General features: G+C 63.2%; 19 protein-coding genes. 3 read left to right on the forward strand and 16 right to left on the reverse strand.

The window, feature by feature from the left end; genetic code table 11:
* Positions 1-119 precede the first annotated feature (119 nt).
* The 3 genes from GTP69_RS25460 to senA all read right to left on the reverse strand — a co-directional run bounded on the left by GTP69_RS25460 (position 120) and on the right by senA (position 3,987).
* The gene (locus tag GTP69_RS25460; RefSeq protein ID WP_161057502.1) at positions 120-1,361 is read right to left on the reverse strand and encodes a hypothetical protein; all 1,242 of its coding nucleotides are present in this window, start codon (positions 1,359-1,361) and stop codon (positions 120-122) included.
* A gap of 94 nt (positions 1,362-1,455) precedes the next feature.
* Positions 1,456-2,733, reverse strand: coding sequence for a Xaa-Pro dipeptidase (locus GTP69_RS25465; RefSeq protein WP_161057503.1), 1,278 nt, complete (start codon positions 2,731-2,733; stop codon positions 1,456-1,458).
* A 60-nt stretch (positions 2,734-2,793) separates the two neighbouring features.
* Entirely contained in the window at positions 2,794-3,987 is a 1,194-nt protein-coding gene (gene senA / locus GTP69_RS25470) for a selenoneine synthase SenA (protein ID WP_202424569.1), read from the reverse strand.
* 89 nt (positions 3,988-4,076) lie between these two features.
* Between senA and selD the strand changes: the two genes are divergently transcribed.
* Complete coding sequence (gene selD, locus GTP69_RS25475) at positions 4,077-5,123, forward strand: selenide, water dikinase SelD (RefSeq protein WP_161057504.1); 1,047 nt, start codon at positions 4,077-4,079, stop codon at positions 5,121-5,123.
* A gap of 1 nt (position 5,124) precedes the next feature.
* On the opposite strand, the gene GTP69_RS25480 is transcribed toward selD, so the two are convergent.
* Together GTP69_RS25480 and GTP69_RS25485 are read right to left on the reverse strand one after the other, a co-directional pair.
* Positions 5,125-5,499 (reverse strand): DoxX family protein, encoded by a 375-nt coding sequence (locus tag GTP69_RS25480; RefSeq protein ID WP_161057505.1) that lies wholly within the window; start codon positions 5,497-5,499, stop codon positions 5,125-5,127.
* 1 nt (position 5,500) lies between these two features.
* On the reverse strand, positions 5,501-6,001 hold the full coding sequence (locus GTP69_RS25485) for a nuclear transport factor 2 family protein (protein ID WP_161057506.1): 501 nt from the start codon (positions 5,999-6,001) through the stop codon (positions 5,501-5,503).
* A 404-nt stretch (positions 6,002-6,405) separates the two neighbouring features.
* Between GTP69_RS25485 and leuA the strand changes: the two genes are divergently transcribed.
* Positions 6,406-8,100, forward strand: a complete 1,695-nt coding sequence (gene leuA / locus GTP69_RS25490; protein WP_161057507.1) for a 2-isopropylmalate synthase — start codon at positions 6,406-6,408, stop codon at positions 8,098-8,100.
* Between the two features lie 100 nt (positions 8,101-8,200).
* A complete protein-coding gene (locus tag GTP69_RS25495; protein WP_161057508.1) occupies positions 8,201-9,751 on the forward strand; it encodes a methyl-accepting chemotaxis protein in 1,551 nt (516 codons plus the stop codon).
* 4 nt (positions 9,752-9,755) lie between these two features.
* On the opposite strand, the gene GTP69_RS25500 is transcribed toward GTP69_RS25495, so the two are convergent.
* From GTP69_RS25500 to GTP69_RS25550, 11 genes are read right to left on the reverse strand one after another with little or no spacing between them, the layout of a single operon-like run.
* The gene (locus GTP69_RS25500) at positions 9,756-10,979 is read right to left on the reverse strand and encodes an acyl-CoA reductase (protein ID WP_161057509.1); all 1,224 of its coding nucleotides are present in this window, start codon (positions 10,977-10,979) and stop codon (positions 9,756-9,758) included.
* Positions 10,979-12,064, reverse strand: a complete 1,086-nt coding sequence (locus tag GTP69_RS25505) for a LuxE/PaaK family acyltransferase (protein ID WP_161057510.1) — start codon at positions 12,062-12,064, stop codon at positions 10,979-10,981. Before GTP69_RS25505 ends, GTP69_RS25500 begins: the two co-directional genes overlap by 1 nt.
* Positions 12,061-12,660: an alpha/beta fold hydrolase gene (locus tag GTP69_RS25510; protein ID WP_161057511.1), complete on the reverse strand. Its 600-nt coding sequence runs from the start codon at positions 12,658-12,660 to the stop codon at positions 12,061-12,063. Before GTP69_RS25510 ends, GTP69_RS25505 begins: the two co-directional genes overlap by 4 nt.
* Entirely contained in the window at positions 12,660-13,682 is a 1,023-nt protein-coding gene (locus GTP69_RS25515) for an N-acetylneuraminate synthase family protein (RefSeq protein WP_161057512.1), read from the reverse strand. Before GTP69_RS25515 ends, GTP69_RS25510 begins: the two co-directional genes overlap by 1 nt.
* Positions 13,683-13,691: 9 nt before the next feature.
* Positions 13,692-15,464 (reverse strand): thiamine pyrophosphate-binding protein, encoded by a 1,773-nt coding sequence (locus GTP69_RS25520; RefSeq protein WP_161057513.1) that lies wholly within the window; start codon positions 15,462-15,464, stop codon positions 13,692-13,694.
* A complete protein-coding gene (locus tag GTP69_RS25525) occupies positions 15,461-15,934 on the reverse strand; it encodes a 3-hydroxyacyl-ACP dehydratase FabZ family protein (RefSeq protein ID WP_161057514.1) in 474 nt (157 codons plus the stop codon). The genes GTP69_RS25520 and GTP69_RS25525 overlap by 4 nt, the downstream gene beginning before the upstream one ends.
* Before the next feature lie 2 nt (positions 15,935-15,936).
* On the reverse strand, positions 15,937-16,170 hold the full coding sequence (locus tag GTP69_RS25530; protein ID WP_161057515.1) for an acyl carrier protein: 234 nt from the start codon (positions 16,168-16,170) through the stop codon (positions 15,937-15,939).
* A gap of 1 nt (position 16,171) precedes the next feature.
* Entirely contained in the window at positions 16,172-16,396 is a 225-nt protein-coding gene (locus tag GTP69_RS25535) for an acyl carrier protein (protein WP_161057516.1), read from the reverse strand.
* Between the two features lie 28 nt (positions 16,397-16,424).
* The gene (locus GTP69_RS25540; protein ID WP_161057517.1) at positions 16,425-17,054 is read right to left on the reverse strand and encodes a PglD-related sugar-binding protein; all 630 of its coding nucleotides are present in this window, start codon (positions 17,052-17,054) and stop codon (positions 16,425-16,427) included.
* Between the two features lie 18 nt (positions 17,055-17,072).
* Positions 17,073-18,194: a ketoacyl-ACP synthase III gene (locus GTP69_RS25545; RefSeq protein WP_161057518.1), complete on the reverse strand. Its 1,122-nt coding sequence runs from the start codon at positions 18,192-18,194 to the stop codon at positions 17,073-17,075.
* 1 nt (position 18,195) lies between these two features.
* Positions 18,196-18,936 carry an SDR family NAD(P)-dependent oxidoreductase gene (locus GTP69_RS25550; protein ID WP_161057519.1) on the reverse strand — a complete coding sequence of 247 codons (741 nt, stop codon included), beginning with the start codon at positions 18,934-18,936 and terminating at the stop codon, positions 18,196-18,198.
* Positions 18,937-18,945 lie beyond the last annotated feature (9 nt).

The raw sequence follows: 18,945 nt of genomic DNA on the forward strand, positions 1-18,945 counted from the left end.
GGACGAACGCAAAAAAACGGCGCGGTGGCGCCGTTAGTTGAGCAATTATCCATTAAAGTGTGCGTTTGTCTATGACAAATAGGTAATTCTGCTACATTTTCATCACTTTAGAGAGGTGACTAAGGGATACGCTTAGTGTAGAAAGCCTTCAAACCGGTTTCATCGCCAGCCAGCAGTAGCGCGTGGTCGGCAAACAGCATCTGCCGGAACACCGGCGACGGTCCGAGTGCGGCGCCACCAGGCAAAGTAAAGCGCAGCAGCACCGGCGTTTGCGACGACAGCGGCGACGCGTTGACAGCGTAATCGGCCAGCACCAGCACATCGCCCACCGCATCGCCGGCCTTGAACGAACCGACCACGCTGCCGGCGATAGCGACGCCGCCGCTGAAGGCATGCGCATCGATGTCCGCCACGCGCACATTGCCGGCCCAGCTGGTGGACAGCGTCTCTTGCGTCAGGTCGGTGCGGCCAGTGGGCAGCACCGGCGCGCCGCTGGTGTCGAGCGCCACGCCCATCACGCCGCCGGCAGCGGTGGTCGTGGCTTTGCCGTTCCACAGCACGCCCATCTTGCCGGCGGCGTTGAGCGCAAGCGGATATGGCTGCGCGCCGCCGGTGCTGAGGGAACGCACGGTCGGCGCGCCGGCGCCGTTGGCCCACATGCCCAGCATCGCGCCGCCTCCTTCCATCCAGCTTGCCAGCACCGTGCCGCTGGCCGCCGTCACGCGCGGATGCAGGGCCGAAGTGGACAGCGTGAACGGCGGCGTAAGCTGCCTGCCGTTGAAATCGAACTTGCACAACTTGAGCAGATACTGCGTCTTGTCGGTGACCGGCAGCAGCGAGAAGGTGGTGGCCAGCCAGAAGCCGTTGCCGTCGGCCGCACCGCCGTTTTCGGCCGGCGCGTAATCGCCTGCGGGATAAAGGTCGCTGGCAGTGCCGGTCAGGCGCGCCTGCGCATCGAAGTGCAGCAGCCGCGTGCCGGCGCTGGCCTGCACCATGACGAAACCGTCCGGCGACAGCATCATCTGCCACTCGCCGGTGTAGCCGGTGGCCAGCGTAAAACCGTAATCGGTGGAAGACAGCAGCTTGCCCTGGCTATCCACCACGCTCAGTCGCGTGGCCGCATACACAGGCTTGCCGTTGACAGTGACGAAGGAATCGGAGCGCGAGCGCACCACGATATGGTCGCCCACCACCAGCGCATCGGCCATGGCCGGCAGCACGCCAACGGTGACGGGATCGGAAACAGAGATGGAGGCCGAGGCCACCGAACTGCCTGCGGTGACAGTGCCGCTGGAGGAACCACCACCACCACCACCACAGGCGCTCAGCAACGCCACAACAAGAAGGAGAAAAACACGCATGCGGCCAGTATAAAAAGAAAAACAACTTCTCCCTACGCTGCCCGCATGGCCTGGCAAGCCAGTGTGATGCCCTGGCAGGCCAGGCGATATCACCTTACTGACGAATAACCGCGCCGCCCTTCATCACGAACGACACCTTGGTCAGCTCCGTCGCATCGTCGGCAGCATTACCTTTAACGGCGATGATGTCGGCGTACTTGCCGACGCTGATCGAACCCACGCGGTCTTTCCAGCCCAGCAGGTCGGCGGCGTTGATGGTGGCGGCTTGAATCGCCTGCATCGACGTCATGCCGTATTTGACCATGTAGTAGAACTGCTTGGCATTATCGCCGTGCGGGTAGACGCCGGCGTCGGTGCCGAAGGCCATCTTGGCGCCGCCCTGGAAGGCCTTGCGGAAGTTATCGCGCTGAAGCTGACCGACCTTCTTCTCTTTCTCGATCGATTCCGGCAGCATGCCGGCCTTGGCGCCTTCCTGCAGGATGAAGTCATCGTCGTAGATGTCCATTACCAGATAGGTGCCGTGTTCCTTGGCCAGCTTGATGCCTGCATCGTCAATCAGGCTTGCGTGTTCGATCGAGTCCACGCCGGCGACGATCGCGTCGTGGATCGCGCTGGTGCCGTGTGCATGCGCGGCTACCTTGCGGCCCAGCTTATGCGCTTCGCTGACGATGGCCTGCATCTCTTCCAGCGTGTACTGCTGCGCGCCCGGCTCGTCGCCCTTCGACAGCACGCCGCCCGAGGCGCAGATCTTGATCACGTCCGCGCCGTACTTGGCCATCTCGCGCACCTTGGCGCGCGCCTCCCACGGACCATCCGCCACGCCACGGCCGGTGAAGTTGACGTCCGGCGGCAGCAGGTTCTCGTCGCAGTGGCCGCCCTTGATGCCGATGGCGTAACCGGCGGTGCGCATGCGCGGGCCGATGAAATCGCCCTCGTTGATGGCATCGCGCAGCGCCACGTCGCCAAAGCCGCCGGCGCCGACGTTGCGCACGGTGGTGAAGCCGGCTTCCAGCGTCTTGCGCGCGGTGCGCACGCCATACAGCGCAGCGCGGGTGTCGGACACGCCCAGCGCGTTGTAGCCGCTCAGGTAAGGGTCGGCGGTGAGGTGGGTATGCGCGTCGATCAGGCCTGGCAACACGGTCTGCGCCGACAGGTCAATCACCTTGGCGCCGGCCGGCACTTGCGCCGAGGCGCTCGGGCCCACCGACGTAATGCGCTCGCCGGTGATGACGATAGTCTGGTCCTTCAGCACCGTGCCGGTGACCACGTCGACCAGTTTGCCGGCGCGGATCACGGTCACCTCGTCCGCGGCGCTGACCTGCGCGGCGGCGCCGAGGATGGTGGCGGAAATCAGGATGTGCTTCAGTTTCATGGGGCGGCGCCTTTGGCTGGGAAAACAAAAAGCATAGCAGAGCGCCCGCCAAATGAGAAACTATCCCGGCCAGGCACAGGTGCGGAAACCTGCAAAGAGATCGTCGCGCTCCGGCAGCTGGAAATGGCGGAATTTGGCCGAGCCAAAGCGCGACGGCGTGGCGAACGAAGCGCCGCGTAACACCTGATGCGTATGAAACCACGGCTCGGAATACTCAAGATAGCGGTCCGCCTGAAAATCCGGATACGGCTCGAACGGCGACGCGGTCCACTCCCACAGCTGGCCCCAGCGGAAGGCGGGATGCCCCGACAAAGCCGCATATTCCCACTCTGCTTCGGTCGGCAGGCGGCGTCCGGCCCAGGCGCAATAGGCCTGCGCCTCATACAGATTCACATGCCGCACCGGCTCCGCGCCAGCCAGCGTGGACGGCCGGCCGAAGCGCGTGGTGCGCCATTGCGCGCCGTCGCGCTGCCAGTAGCGCGGTGAGGAACGCTCCTGCCGCATCAGCCAATCGGCGCCGGCATTGCTCCAGAACTGGCGCTGGTCGTAGCCGCCATCGGTGACGAAATCTGCATACTGGGTATTGGTCACCAGTGTACTATCCATGCGAAACGGCGCCACATGGAAGCTGTGCGCCTGGCGCTCATTGTCGAACACGAAGCCGGCGCCGGGCTTGCTGCCCATCTGGATGGTCCCGCCGGGGAAGCCGATTTCGGACGGCGCAAACATCTGCTGTTCTTCAGCCGCTGCGTACACCGGCGCCGCCAGGCCCAATGTCTGCAAGGTGTAGAGCAAGGCTTCGCCGCGCATGTCTTCGTAGGCCAGCGCCAGTCGGTATGGATACAAGGCCTCGTCGGTATTCGGTTCGCGCGTCAGCTTGTCCTGCACGCGGTCCAGCACTTCGTAGCAGTAGGTCTTGACGCCACCGGCGCTGGGCAAGTCCAGCGTCCAGCGGCTGCGGTGCGGCACGCGGGTGGCGTCGAACCAGTCGTCGCCTTTGGTCAGCAGGCAGTGGCCGTTGGCGTCGGCCGGATGGCTGGATGTCGCCTCGCGCAGGATGAACCATTCGGCGAACCAGGCGGTGTGGCCCAATTCCCACAACGGCGGATTGATGGTGCGCAGCTGCGGCACGCTCGCCGCAGCATCCATGCCGGCGGTGGCAAAGCAGTCGAACAATGACAGCGTGGTCTCCCTCGTGTGCTGGAGGGCATGGGCCAGTTGCTGCGATGTGGCATTCCTGAATGAAGAGGTCATGCCTTAATTGTAACCGGCCACGGTTCAAGCGGCGTTGCCGGAGTTGGAGGATAATCTGCGCCATCAGACTTCACCAGGAAATGCCCATCATGAGTAACGACGCTATCAAACTGACCTCCTTCTCTCACGGCGGCGGCTGCGGCTGCAAAATCGCGCCCGGCGTGCTGTCCGAGATCCTGAAGAACTCCAACGGCTTCCCGGTGCCGAAGGAACTGCTGGTCGGGATCGAGACGTCGGATGATGCCGCCGTCTACAAGCTCAATGACGAACAGGCGCTGATCGCCACCACCGACTTCTTCATGCCGATCGTCGACGACCCGTATGACTTCGGCCGCATCGCCGCCACCAACGCCATCTCGGACGTGTACGCGATGGGCGGCACGCCGATCATGGCGCTGGCACTGGTGGGTATGCCGATCAACAAACTGCCGATAGAGGCCATCGGCCAGATCATCAAAGGCGGCGAATCGATCTGCGCGGAAGCCGGCATTCCCATCGCCGGCGGCCACACCATCGATTCGGTGGAGCCGATATACGGCCTGGTGGTCATGGGCTTGATCCATCCGTCGAAAGTGAAGCGCAATGCCGACGCCAAGGCCGGCGACGTGCTGGTGCTGGGCAAACCGCTGGGCGTGGGCGTGCTGTCAGCGGCGCTCAAAAAGGGCAAGCTGGATGACGAAGGCTACAAGGCCATGATCGCCAACACCACCAAGCTGAATAAGCCTGGCAAGGCCTTGTCCGAACTGGCCGGCGTGCACGCGATGACCGACGTCACCGGCTTCGGCCTGCTGGGCCACCTGCTGGAACTGGCGCGCGGCGCCAGGCTGGAAGCGCATCTGGAGATGGCCAGCATCCCGCTACTGCCGGGCGTCGAGCAACTGGCGCAGGATGGCTACTTCACCGGCGCCTCGGGCCGCAACTGGGAGGCGTATGGCCAGGATGTCAAGCTTGCCGAAACCATCACGCCGGCGCAGCACTCGCTGCTGACCGATCCGCAAACCTCGGGCGGCCTGCTGGTGTCGTGCGACGCCGGCAGCGTGGAGGAAGTACTGGCCCTGTTCCGCGACCAGGGCTTCGGCGACGCCGCCGTCATCGGCCGTATGGCCGCAGGCGAAGCACGCGTTATCGTCAGCTGATTTATTTGCGACGCAGCCGCCAGGTGCTCCAGGCGATCAGCCAGAGCAAGGCGGCCTGGATCGGCAATCGCAGCCACAATGCCCACAGCGGTACCGGGAACAATTCGGGCCGCTGCAGCATGTAGATATGTGCCGGCGTTACCGCCAATGTGAGCAGGAGCAGGCCGATACCGGCCGCCCTGCGCGTGCGCCCGATCAGGATGCCGGCAGCACCCAGCAGCTCAAACACGCCGCTGACCAGCACCGCCGCCACCGGCCACGGAATATACGGCGGCACGATGCGCGCTTCCGTATCGGTGGCGACGAAGTGCATGATGCCGCCGACGAAAAACCAGATGAAGACGAAGGCCAGGCCGGCAATTTGCGCTTTGCGCATCTTATTGATCTGTGAAGTGCGTCGACCAGACCACGGAGAAGATTTTCCACTGACCGCCGCGCTTGACCATCTGCCAGGTCTCGATGCCGTAGTTTTCCACCTTGCCGTCGCCGACGAATTCGTAGTCGAACATCACCCACGCCAGGTCGGCGTCCTGGGTGATCTTGACGTTGTAGAAGCGTTCTTCGATCGGGAACTTGGCGTTCTTGACGAACTGCGCAAAGCCGCTATAGCCGGCGAGGTTCACGCCATCGAAATTGACATCTGTCTCCGCGCGCATCTTCGCCACCTGCTTGTCGGAGGCGGGCGACGTCCACAGGATATTCGAATGCAGCAGCAGCGACGACAGCGCCTTCACATCCTTGGCCTTCAGCGCGGCCTGGAACTGCTCGGTCACCGCCGTAATCGCCGCTACATCCTCCGGCGTACTAATCGGCTTGGCCGGCGCGGCCAACACGGCGCCAGCAAACAACATGCACACCACAGCAGAAATCCAACGCATCAATATCCCCCTCTATGAAAAGAGCCCTGATGTTAGGGCCGTATTGATAAAAAATCAAATCAAACAAATAAACATTCGCTTGACGGGCGCGGCGCGGATCGCTTACATTTAAGGAATGATCTCGCATCTGCACCTATCCGCTTTCCTGCTATCGCCTGCCAGCGCCCTATCGCTAGCAGCGCGTCTACTAGCACGCGCTTAATCCGCGTCTCAGTTGTACCCCGTGCCGGCCATAAGCCGCACCGTCTTCACAAAATCCAGGAAAGTTGTACCGATGCTCCCAGCCTTGTCGCTACTGCTAAAACTACCGATCGGTTGCCGCGCCTAGTATCCCGTGGCCGCGCCGCAGCCTTTCGCCACATCGTTTAGCCAGTCCCCTATATTCCCGATCCAGGAGCATTACCATGATGTTGCAGAACCCAGCGAGCAAATACCGTCCCTTCCCAGCCGTCCAATTGTCCGACCGCAGCTGGCCGAACGCCGTCATCAGCAAACCGCCAATCTGGATGAGCACCGACCTGCGCGACGGTAACCAGGCGCTGATCGAGCCAATGAGCATCGAGAAAAAACTGCGTTTCTTCGACCTGCTGATCAAGATCGGCATCAAGGAAATCGAAGTGGGCTTCCCTTCGGCGTCGCAGACCGACTTCGATTTCGTGCGCAAGCTGATTGACGAGAACCGCATCCCGGACGACGTCACCATCATCGTGCTGACCCAGTCGCGCGAAGAGCTGATCCGCCGCACCGTGGAATCCTGCGTCGGCGCCAAGCGCGCCATCGTCCACCTGTATAACTCGGTGGCGCCAGTGTTCCGCAAAGTGGTGTTTGGCATGTCGCGCGAAGAGATCACCAACATCGCCACCACCGGCGCCAAGCTGGTGAAGGAACTGACCAGGCAGCATCCAGACACCGACTGGGGCTACGAGTACACGCCGGAGTCGTTCTCCACCACGGAGCTGGACTTCTCCAAGCATATCTGCGACGCCGTCAGCGCCATCTTCGAGCCAACCCCGAACAAAAAACTGATCATCAACCTGCCGTCCACCGTGGAATGCAGCACGCCGAATATCTACGCCGACCAGATCGAATGGATGTCGCGCAAGCTGGCGCGCCGCGATTCGCTGATTATCTCGGTCCACCCGCACAACGACCGCGGCACCGCTGTCGCTTCGGCGGAACTGGCGGTGATGGCCGGCGCCGACCGCGTCGAGGGCTGCCTGTTCGGTAACGGTGAACGCACCGGCAACGTCGACCTGGTGACGCTGGCGCTCAACCTGTACACGCAAGGCGTCAATCCCGGCCTGGACTTCTCCGACATCGACGAAGTGCGCAAGGTGGTTGAAGAATGCAACCAGTTGCCGGTGCACCCGCGTCACCCATATGTGGGCGACCTGGTATTCACCGCCTTCTCCGGTTCGCACCAGGACGCGATCAAGAAAGGCTTCGCCAAACAACAGGAAGGCGCGATCTGGGAGATTCCTTACCTGCCGATCGACCCGCAAGACCTGGGCCGCAGCTACGACGCCGTCATCCGCGTCAACAGCCAGTCCGGCAAAGGAGGCATGGCCTACTTGCTGGAACAGGACTTCGGCCTGGTGCTGCCGCGCCGCCTGCAGATTGAGTTCAGCCGCGCGGTGCAAGCCGTGGCCGACCAGACCGGCCTGGAAATCACCGCCGAAGGCATCTACAACATCTTCAGCAAAGAGTACTTCGAGCAGAACGCGCCGTACGCCTACCAGTCGCACAAGATGGTGGAAGACACCAGCAGCGACGAACCGGTGCAGATCGATATCGCCATGCTGCACCGTGGCGCGCCACTGGCGCTGCAAGGCGGCGGCAATGGTCCGATCGACGCCTTCGTCGACGCGCTCGGCCTGGACATCAAACTGATGGACTACCACGAGCACTCGATCGGCTCCGGCGCCAACGCCAAGGCGGCGTGCTACGTCGAACTGCGCCTGGCCAACGGCCCGACGCTGTTTGGTGCGGCCACCGACAGCAACATCCTGACCGCCTCCTTCAAGGCCGTGCTGAGCGCCGTCAATCGCCAGCTGGTGCGCTCGGAAGAAGACCAGGCCAAAGGCGCCATCTCGGCCTAAGGCTTAGGACATAGCTAGCACGGAGGCGTCCCCTCCGTGCAACCCTTATTGCTCCCCTCCCCGCTATACTGCTTTCATGTCCAATACATGGAGCAGCCGCATGAATATCTCGAATCTGAAAATCGGCGCGCGCCTCGGCGTGGCCTTCGGCGCTGTCCTGGTATTGATGGCGATACTGATCGGGATCGGCCTGCAAAGGCTGAGCAGCATCAGCTCCCTCAACGACACCATCATCGACAATGACTGGGTCAAGGCCGAAGCAGCGGCCACCGTCAGCACCACCACCCGCGCCAATTCGGCGCTGACGCTGGAGCTGTTCACCACCGACGACGCCACGCGACTGGCCGCCATCAAGAGTGAGATGGACGTCAACAAGAAAACCATCACCACCGCGCTGGAGACGCTGAACCGCCTGGTCTCGCGTGACGAAGGCAAGACGCTGCTGGCGCGCATCGGCGATGAACGCAAAGCCTACGTGGCCTCGTTCACGCAAGTGGGCAAGCTGCTGGCGGACGGCCAGCGCGAAGCCGCCCTTAACCTCCTGCGCAGCGACATGCAACCCAAGCTGGGTAAGCTGCAGGACAGCGTGCGCGCGCTGAACGACTTGCAGAAAGCCGTGGTGGAAGAAAACGGCGCCGCCGTCAAACACGACATCGCGATGGCGCGCCAGATCATGGCCTGGCTTGGACTGGTGGCGCTGGCGCTCGGATTGGCGTTTGCGTGGCGCGTCACGCGCTCCATCACCGATCCAATCGGCGAGGCGCTGCGGGTGGCACGCGCGGTCGCCGCCGGCGACCTGACGCACCACATCAGCAGCAGCCAGCGCGATGAAATGGGGCAGCTGCTGGAAGCGATGGCGCAGATGAGCGCCAACCTGTCAAACATCGTCGGCCGCGTGCGCAGCGGCACCGGCGCGATCAACACCGCCTCGGCGGAAATCGCCAGCGGCAATATGGACCTGTCATCACGCACCGAGGAGCAAGCCAGCTCGCTGGAAGAAACGGCGGCCTCGATGGAAGAACTGACCAGCACCGTCAAGCAGAACGCCGCCAACGCGCAGCAGGCCAACCAGTTGGCCAAGAGCGCTACCGAAGTCGCGCAGCGCGGCGGCGCCGTGGTGGCGCAAGTGGTGGACACCATGAACGCCATCAACGACTCATCGCGCAAAATTGTCGATATTATCAGTGTGATCGACAGCATCGCCTTCCAGACCAATATCCTGGCCTTGAACGCGGCGGTGGAAGCGGCGCGCGCCGGCGAACAGGGTCGCGGCTTTGCCGTGGTGGCGTCGGAAGTGCGCACGCTGGCGCAGCGTTCGGCCAGCGCCGCCAAGGAAATCAAACAATTGATCGACGACTCGGTCGACAAGGTGGCGGCCGGCGCACAACTGGTCGACCTGGCCGGCAACACCATGAGCGAAGTGCAGGACAGCGTGCGCAAGGTAACCGCGATCGTGGAAGAAATGACGCTCGCCAACCACGAGCAAAGCAGCGGCATCGAGCAAATCAACATCGCCATCAGCCAGATGGACCAGGTCACGCAGCAGAATGCCGCCCTGGTGGAACAGGCCGCCGCAGCCGCCTCGGCCATGCAGGACCAGGCCGGCGAGCTGAACCAGGTGGTCAGCCAGTTCCGGCTCAGCGCCGGATGAGCCGCTACAGCTGAATGCTGATGCGGCGCGTAAATGCCTGCAGCAGATTGGTGCCGTCCCAGATCACGCCAAAATCCAGCGCCTGGCCGATTTTGGTGATGCGGTCCAGCGCGCGCATCGGCAGCTCACCCAGCCACGGCGCCATCTCCTGCGCGCTGTAACCGAACACCGACAGTGTCTGCTCCTGGTCGCTCAAGGTGCGCAGGAAGGCCGGCGCTTCGTCAAAGCACTGCTCGTAGAACAGGCCATTGCCGCAGTGGTAGTGCTTGGCGGCCGCCAACGGGGTATTGTCCAGCAATATCCGGGTCGGGAACAGCAGCGCCGAGGTTTCCTGGTACGACGGCTCGGTGGCTACCAGGCAGGCCGTGACAAAGCGGTCCATCGCCATGCCGGGCGAATTCTCATAATCCTTGTGCGGCAGCAGTTGCGCGAACGCCTGCCAGAAGCGCTGCCGCGCCGCCGTACAGGCCTCGGCGCCGCCGATCCAGGCCACCAGGCGTGGCGAGGAACAGGCTTGCTGCGCGAACCAGATGGCGTCGTTGTAGAAACGGCCGCACAACTCGTCCAGTGCGCCCGCATCGAGCGCGTTGACGGCGTCGGCATTCAGCATGGCGGCGGAAAAGCGGTCCGGGAAGCACAGTTCGGCCGCGGTCGGGCGCAGCGCCAGCGAGCGTATCTTGCGCACCGTGGCGTCGCCGCCCCACACCACCCGCATGTGGCAATGGGTGGAAATCTGCATGGTGATGGCGTCGTCATGCTCGTAGGTCAGCACATAGAAGCGCCCCTTCAGTTCCGATTGCGCCAGCGTGGCAGCCAGCTTGGCCAGCACAAAGCTGAGCTGCGGCCCGGCATTGCGGGAGATCCGGATGAGGTTCACATTACCGCACAACAAGGACAACAGGCTGCTGTACAGGAACACCGAGTCGACGTTGGAAGGCGCGATGTGGAACACCAGGCCGCGCCCGAAACAGGCCGAACCGTCGTCCGTCGCCAGCGCCTCTTTCAGCCTGGCGATATTGGCAGCGCGGAAGAAATTACCCAGCACCACCAGCTCAGGATAGTTGCGCGACTCCCGGTCCAGCAAGATGGACTTGCCGAACGCGATGACGAAATCCACCAGCGCCGGATCGAACGGCGCCAGCAGCTTGCGGCTGGCGCCGTCACGCAGCACGGTGTCGAGATCGCTGCCGTTGGCCTCGGCGGGCACGAAAAACTGCACATTCATCATCAGAACTGCCTCACATCGCTGCAGCCACGCACTTCGGCCGATTGCATGCGGCCTTGCACGTGGAAGTATTTGCCCATGCGGCCGCACGGGCAGTCGTCTTCACCCAGTAGCACGCCGACGTCCTCGGTCAGCAGGCTATGACCGGGATAACTGCGCGGTAGCAGGCTGAGCACCTGCAGCACGCCCTGCTCGCCGACTGCGGCCGGCTTGAAGCTGATCGGGTCGCGCACGATGACGTCCGCATAGTTGGAGGCGTGCAGGTGGCCGTGCTCGCATTCCATGTAGATCGAGCCGGTCTGCTCGACCATGCCATAGTAGTTGTGCACGCGGCGCAGTCCGGCGCGCTCCAGCAGCGTGGCCTTGAATACTTCGTTCGACACGCTCTCCTCGGTCAGCTTTTTCCAGCCGCCGCCGTGGATCAGGATGCTGTCCGGGCCAAAATCCAGCCGGCTGCCGCGACGCTCCAGCGCCTGGCACAGGAACTTCCACACCACAAAGGTGAAGCCGAAGGCATAGATGCCGCGCGCGCGATGCTGGTCGCAATAGGCTTCCAGCATCTCCAGCTTGAGCGCCATCCCGGCGTCGAGCGCATAGGCGTGTTCCTTGCCATACACCGAGAAGCCGAGCACGCCGGCGGCGCGCGCGTTGAACTGGCGGCGGTCGGCCAGCAGGTTGTCGGCATCCACCACCACCATCGGCCGGCGCTGCTTGCCCAGGAAGCCGGCGACGATGGCGCCCAGCACGCGCGTCTGCATGGCCGCATTCTCGCGGTCCAGATAGATGCGCGACACCGCCTGGCCGCTGGTGCCGCTGGACGTCAGCGTCTTGAACACCTCGGCGCGCGGCACGCTCAGCAGGTCCAGGTGCTTGAACAGCCGCACCGGGATGAACGGCACCTCTTCCACCCGTTGCGCCACCGCCGGCAGCGCCAGGCTGGCGACGATTTTGGCGTACGGCGCCGAATGCTGGACATGGTGGGCGGTCAGTTCGTTCAGCAGCGCCACCAGCAGGCGCTGCTTCTCCGCCGCCGGCAAGCCATACGGCTGGTCGGCGTTCAGTGCGGCGAAATGGTCGTAATAGCTCATGCGGACAACTCCCTGCCGATCGCCGCCATGGCGGCCGTGACGTCAAAATGGTCGCCGCTGAAGGCCCGGCTGGCGGCGCCGGGGTCATAGGAAAAATACGGGTCGGCATCGGGCAGGTAGATCGTACCACGCGACGTTGCCGGGGCCGCCGGATTGAGCGGGCTGTGGCGTACCAGCGCGGCATCCGCCTCCGCCAGCTGCGCGCGGATCTGCGCGTCGGTCATGGCAGCCTTCAGGCGCTGCCCGATATCGGCCACAAAATGCTCCGGATCCAGGCGTGTGGCGCCGTAGACCGGGCACAGTTCATAGCTGGCCTGCCGCAACGGCGCCGGCAGGCGGCTGGCCAGCAGCGCCCCCAGCGAATGGGCGATCACTGCATCCACCTTCCCGCCCGCCTCGGCGACGATGACGTCTTCCAGCCGCTGCAGATACGGCCCGATGTCGCCGATGGCGCGGTAATCGATGTCCAGGATCAGCAGCCGGCATTCTTTCAGGCTGGTCAGATAAGGCAGCCAATAGCCGGAGCTGGTGAACAGGCCGTGGATCAGCAGCACAGTCTTCTGCCGCGACCGGTTCAAAATGGTCAGACCAATCATCAGGCAAGCATGGCGGCGTAAATCACCTCGTCGGCGGCGATATCCTGCAAGGCCTTGTGGCCCAGCACCTGGTCCACCTGCGCCGGACTGAAGCCGTCGCCGGGACGCTTGAAGTCCAGATCTTCCGCGGTGATAACGGCACCGGCGGCAATTGCGCGGCGCGACACCACGCTGCGGCGCATATTGCGGCGCTGCGCCAGTTCGGCCTCGGAAACCACGCGCTCGAACGAACCGAGCGACTCCCACGCTTCGCGGCAGGAGATAATCATGGCGCCAAAAGCGTCCGGCTCCATCGCCATCTGGTTGTCCATGCCGATCTTGCCGGCATCCAGCGTGAAGTGCTTTTCAATCACCGGCGCCCCCAGTGCCACCGCCGCAGTCGGCGTGGCCGCGCCCAGCGTGTGGTCGGAATAGCCGATCACCAGGTCCGGATGGCGCTCGCGCAGCGTCAGCATATTGTTCAGGTTGATCGTGGACGGCGCGGCCGGGTAAATCGACACGCAATGCAGCACGCACACATTGTCGTTGCCGGCGGCGCGGATGCAGCGCACCGCGCGGTCGATCTCGTCCTGGTCGGCCATGCCGGTGGACAGGATGATGGCGGTGCCGGTGCGGGCGATGTACTCCAGGTACGGCAGGTTGTCGATCTCCATCGAGGCGATCTTGATGAAAGGCACGCCGCACTCTTGCAGCAGGAAATCCACCTCGTCGCGCGAATACGGCGTCGATGCAAACGCAATCCCCTGCGCGCGCGCAAACTCGGCCAGCTCCTTCTGCTGCTCCGACGAGAACGAGAACTTGTCGACAAAGCGCTTGGCCACCGGATTCTGCCGGTAGTAGGTGGTGGAATACAGCGTGCTGGCCGACCACGACTGGAACTTGACGCAATCGCAGCCGGCCGCCTTGGCCGCCACGATCATGTCCTTGGCGATGTCCACCTTGCCGAAATGGCTGGTGTTGAGCTCAGCAATAAAATACGGCTTGCCGTGGTTCTCGAGGATGATGCCGTCATTCAACTTCATGATCTGCCCTTATTGATCGATGGTCTGCACTATCATTTCGGCGAGGAACGCATCGCGCTCCAGGAACGGCCACTGGTCTTCCAGCGGGCGGCGCACGAACTTGCCGCTGCTGTTTTTCGCGTGCGACACCTCGATATATTCCTGGTCGTCCTTGCCCATGATTTCGCACAGCACCGCGCCGTCGCTGCGCAGCACCTGGCGCAAGCCCTCCGCCAGGCCGGCGATGCCGTCAATGCGCACGTAGCCGAAATCGAACAGCGCCGCCACCTTCTCGAAGCTGGGTACGGTCACGCCGTTGCCGGGATCGGTGCCGATGGTGCGGTTGCGGAACAGCTCTTTCTGGCGGCGGCGGATGATGGAGTACACATTGTTGTTCACCACGATCAGCTTGAGCGGGATCTTGTGCGCGCGGATGGTTTCCAGCTCCTGCATATTCATCATGAAGGAACCGTCGCCGACCACCACCACGGTCTGGCGCTGCGCATCGGCCACGCCCAGCACGGCCGGGATGGAAAAGCCCATCGCGCCCTGTGACACCGGATGGATGGCGCGGCGGCTGCCGCCAAAGTTCAGGTTGGACGGCAGGATCACCTCGATCAGACCGGAGTCGGTGATGACGATGGCGTCATCGTCCAGCTCGGCGGACAAGGCGTTGGTCAGGTCGTACAGGTCGACCCGGTCGGTGGAGGCGAAATACGGCTCGACGGCGTACTGCGCCTTCCAGCGCGCGCAGGTGGCCACCCAGGCGGCGGTGTCGCCGGCGATGCGCTGCGGGCCCAGGCGCGGGAACAGCGTCGCCAGGTCCTGCAGCACCATGCGGTCGATGCGCAGCTCGTTCTTGCTGTGCTCGTCGGGATCGATGTCCACCACGATGGTCCTGGCGTCGCGCGCAAACTTGCACAAATCGACGCCGGTCGTGATCGACGACAGGCGGTTGCCCAGCACCACCAGGCAGTCGGCGTTTTGCACGGCGAAGGCGCCGGCGCGCGAGCAGCCCATGCTGCCCAGCGAGCCCACCGACAGCGGCCGCGACAGCGGATAGCAGTCGGCCGAGCTGGGGGTGTAGACCACGGGAATCTGATTGGTTTCGGCAAACGCGGCCAGCTCGGCCAGGCGACCGGCCGCGCGCAGGCCAGAGCCGATCAGCAGCACCGGCCGCTGCGCCTGCGCCAGCGCCGCGCGCAGGTAGTCGATATCGTCCTGCGGCGCCTCCACCGGCACTACCTCGGGCGTGAAGCCGGGCAGCTCATCCGGCTCGATCTGCGCGCTTTGCAGGTCCAGCGGGATATCCAGCCAGACCGGCCCCTTCTTGCCTTCGCTGGCCAGGTACAGCGCCTGCTCCAGATGGCGGCGGATGTCGCGCGGATCGGTCACGGTCACCGCATACTTGGTGACGGACTTGACGATCTCGACAATGTTGGCTTCCTGCTGGCCGTAGGTGCGCAGCTTGTGGCCAGTGTAATAGGTGGTTTCCTTGAGCACGTTCTGGCCGGAGATGAACACCACCGGCAAGCCGTCCTGGTAGGCGCTGAGCACGCCGGTGACGGCGTTGGTCGAGGCGCAGCCGGTCGACACCAGGCACACGCCCGGCGCATTGTGCAGCTGCGCGCGCGCGGTGGCGGCGTAGGCGCCGGCCTGTTCATGGTGCACGCAAACCGGGCGCAGCCGCTTGCACTTGGCCACGGCGTCGGTCAGGAACAGCGCACCACGGCCGGTGACCATGAACACCGTGTCGGCGCCATGGTCGGCCAGCGTCTCGAACACATAGTCGGCCAGCCTCATGCGGCACCCTTGGGCTTGAACTGGTCCAGGATGTCCGGCACGGCCACCACGAAGTCGGCCGAGCAAGCCGGCGCGTCACCGACAAAGCTGACCGCGCTGCCGGTGGCGATGCCGCGCCGGAACGAGGTCAGCGTGGCGTGCACGGTCAGCGTATCGCCCGGCACGATCTTGCGCTTGAACTTGACGTTGTTAATGCTCAGGAAATTGGTTTTCTTGCCCCGGAGTTCGTCCTGCGACAAAAAGCTCATGATGAAAGTCTGCACCAGCGACTCGACCTGGATAAAACCCGGCACATTGGGTTCGTCGTCGAAGTGCGCCGGGAAAAACCATTCGTTGTAGGTGAAGCATTTCACGGCCGAAGCTTTTTCGCCGGGAATGACGTCAAACACGCGGTCGACGAACAGCAGCGGATGCCGGTTGCGCTGGCAGGCCTTGATGCCGTTGATATCGAATTCCAGAGGCAAGGTCATGGTCAGATCACCACGTTGTACTTGGCCAGGATCGTGATCCCCTTCTTGAAGCTGGAGAAGTCGATGATGTCGTCCACGTCCAGCTCGATGCCGAAGGCGTCTTCCAGCGCAGCCATCAGCTGCATGTGGCCGACGCTGTCCCAGTCGGGAATGGCCTGGTAGATCAGTTGTTCGACGTCGCCGTCGTACTGGAACGATTCTTTAAAAATGCTCTGGTACTTTTCGAGATTGCTCATATTATTTTTCCATTACCTTAAAAACGTCTGCAACTATTTTCATGTGGCGGATCTGGGTGCCGTCCACGTCGGCGCGGCCGAAATGCTCTTCCAGCAGGGCGATCAGCGACAGCACGGCCATCGAATCCCAGGTCGGGTAGGCATCCAGCGGCGTCTCGGCCGTGACTTCGGCCGCATCCACTTCCAGCATTTCGGCCAGCAGCCGGGTTTTTTCCGCAATATCCATCTGTACTCTCCTTGTTGTTATCCGACGGTTATCCGATGATTTTGGCCGGATTCCCCATCAGTTTGGACTTTTCCCCCACACTTTTGAACACCACCGCGCCGGCGCACAGGTAACTCTCCGCCCCCACCACAGTGGACGGAATCACCTTGGCGCCGGTGCCAACAAAGCTCAGCTCGCCCAGCTGGACGTTGCCGGCCAGGTCGCAATAACTCATGATGGCGCAGTACGGCGCCACCTGCGCATCGTGCCCCACGCCCGAATGGGCATTCATCATGACGCCGTCGCCCAGCGCGGCATTGGCCGCCACGATGCAGTAGGCCTGCACCAGGATCGCCTCGCCCAGCCCCGCATGGGCCGACACCAGCGCGCTCGGGTGCAGCACGTTGGGGAAGGCAAACCGTCCCCGGTACTGCTGGTGCAGCCGCTGGCGCGCCGCCGGCGCCGCGATGCCGAGGATGATCCCGACCTGGCCCGCCAGGCCCGCCAGCGCTTCCGCGCCGCCCAGCACCGGCACGCCGTTGACCAGGCTGCCCGGCGCCTTGACCTCGTCAATAAAACCGCGCAGCGTGAAGCGCGCCGCGCCGGCGTTGATGGCGTCCAGCGTGTCGCAAATTTCCCGCCCCAGCCCGCCGGCGCCAAAAATCACTACATCCATCATGGTTGCGCTCTCACCGCTTTAACTGTTAACCAGGCTCTTGGTCTCATTGTGCAGGTTGTCGATGTTGTCGTCAAAGTAAGTGTCGCAGATGCGGACTTTGAAGACCCGGGTGTTGCGCAGAGTAATCACGCCCACCCCCAGCGACAGACCAATACCAAAGCCGCACACGGAAATAGTTTCGCTGACGTCGGCGTCGGCGTCGTGCGCGTAGCAGTCGTTGATGGTCAGCGGAATGGTGGCGGCGCCGGTGTTGCCGTAGCGGTCTATGCTGATCGGCATTTTATCGTCACTGATGCCCACCCGCTTGGCGATATTCTTCATGATAAAGACATTCGCCTGGTGCAGCACGTGGCGGTCCAGCTGACTGTAGTCGAGGCCGAAATCGGCCTTGAAATCCTTTACCAGCTTGGGTACTTCGGTGATGGAAAAGCGGAACACATCGGCGCCGTTCATATAACCGTCGTAGTCGGACCGCGACACCTCCGGCTCGCGCTCGGTACGCTCGGCCGAGCCGATGCGGTGCCGGTAGCCGCCGTACGGCACGATCAGGCTGCGGTAGCCCTGGCCGATGGTGCGCAGTTTGAACATGGCGCGGTCGCTGCTGGCCTCATCCTTGTCGATCAGCAGCGCCGAGCCGGCGTCATACGACAGCATGACCAGGCCGCGGTCTTGCGGCGAGCAATGCTTGCTGACGGTGTCGCCGCACAGCAGCAGCACCCGCTGGATGCCGCTGTTGGCCAGATAGGACAGCGCCGCACTGATGCCGTACACAAAGCCCGAGCAGGCCAGGTTGATGTCATAGGCCAGGCAGTCTTCCGACAGCCCCAGCCGCGCTTGCAACACGCAAGCTGTGGACGGCGCCACGTAATCGGGGGTCTGGCTGACGAACAGCAAGGCGTCGATCGACGCGCGCTCAATGCCCAGCTCGTTGATGATGGTGTTGGCCGCGTGCTCGCACAGGTCGGAGGTGGTGGTGTACTCATCGGCCAGGTGGCCCTGCACCACGCCGACATTCTTGATGATCTTGTCGACCACGTCCTGGCCGTACTGGGCGGCAAAATCGTTGCTGGTGCGCACATGGCTGGGCACACTGCTGGCCACCGCCGCGATACGGTAATTGGCGAAACTAAGATTTGCCATGTTAAAACACCTTTCCGGCCGGTCCGCCGCCATCGATCTTGATTTGCGTTCCCACGATATGCCGCGCCTGATCCGATAACAAGAAGGCAATCAGGCTGGCGATCTCTTCCGGCTGGGCCATGCCGTTCAGCTGCAGGCGCTCCACCTCGGCCTTATCGGCCATGCCGATGCGGCGCATCCAGCGCTGCGTCATCTCGGTGTCGACGATGCCGGGCTTGACGGCGTTGATGCGGATGCGCTTGGCGGCGAGCTCCTTGGCCAGCACGCGCACCGTCGCCTCCAGCGCCGCCTTGGACGCCGCATACATGGTCTGCCCGACGCCGCCGTTATCGGAGGCAATCGACGAGATGGCGACGACACTGGTGTCGTAGTCATCGGTTTTTTTCTTTGCTTTGTCGATGAGTTTGAGTATCTCAACGAACGCATATACATGCAAACGCATCAGGTGATCGAACTTGTCGTAGCGGACCAGCTTGATCGGTTCGACCGATTCCAGGCCTGCCGCGTGAACAAAACCGTCGATGCGCGCCGGCAGCTGCGGCGCCAGCGCGGCCAGGCTGTCGAGGTCGGCCAGATCCAGCGCCACGCAGGTGCTGCTTGCGCGCAGACCGGCGGCCAGCGCAGCCAGCTTGTCCGGCACGCGCCCGACCAGGATCAGGTGGTTGCCTTCGCTGTCCAGTTTTTGCACCAGGGACCGGCCGATGCCCGAAGTGGCGCCGGTAACGATGATGTTTTTGTTCATTAATTCGCA

It is taken from the genome of Duganella levis, assembly GCF_009857605.1.
In the GTDB taxonomy this organism is placed as follows: domain Bacteria; phylum Pseudomonadota; class Gammaproteobacteria; order Burkholderiales; family Burkholderiaceae_D; genus Rugamonas; species Rugamonas levis.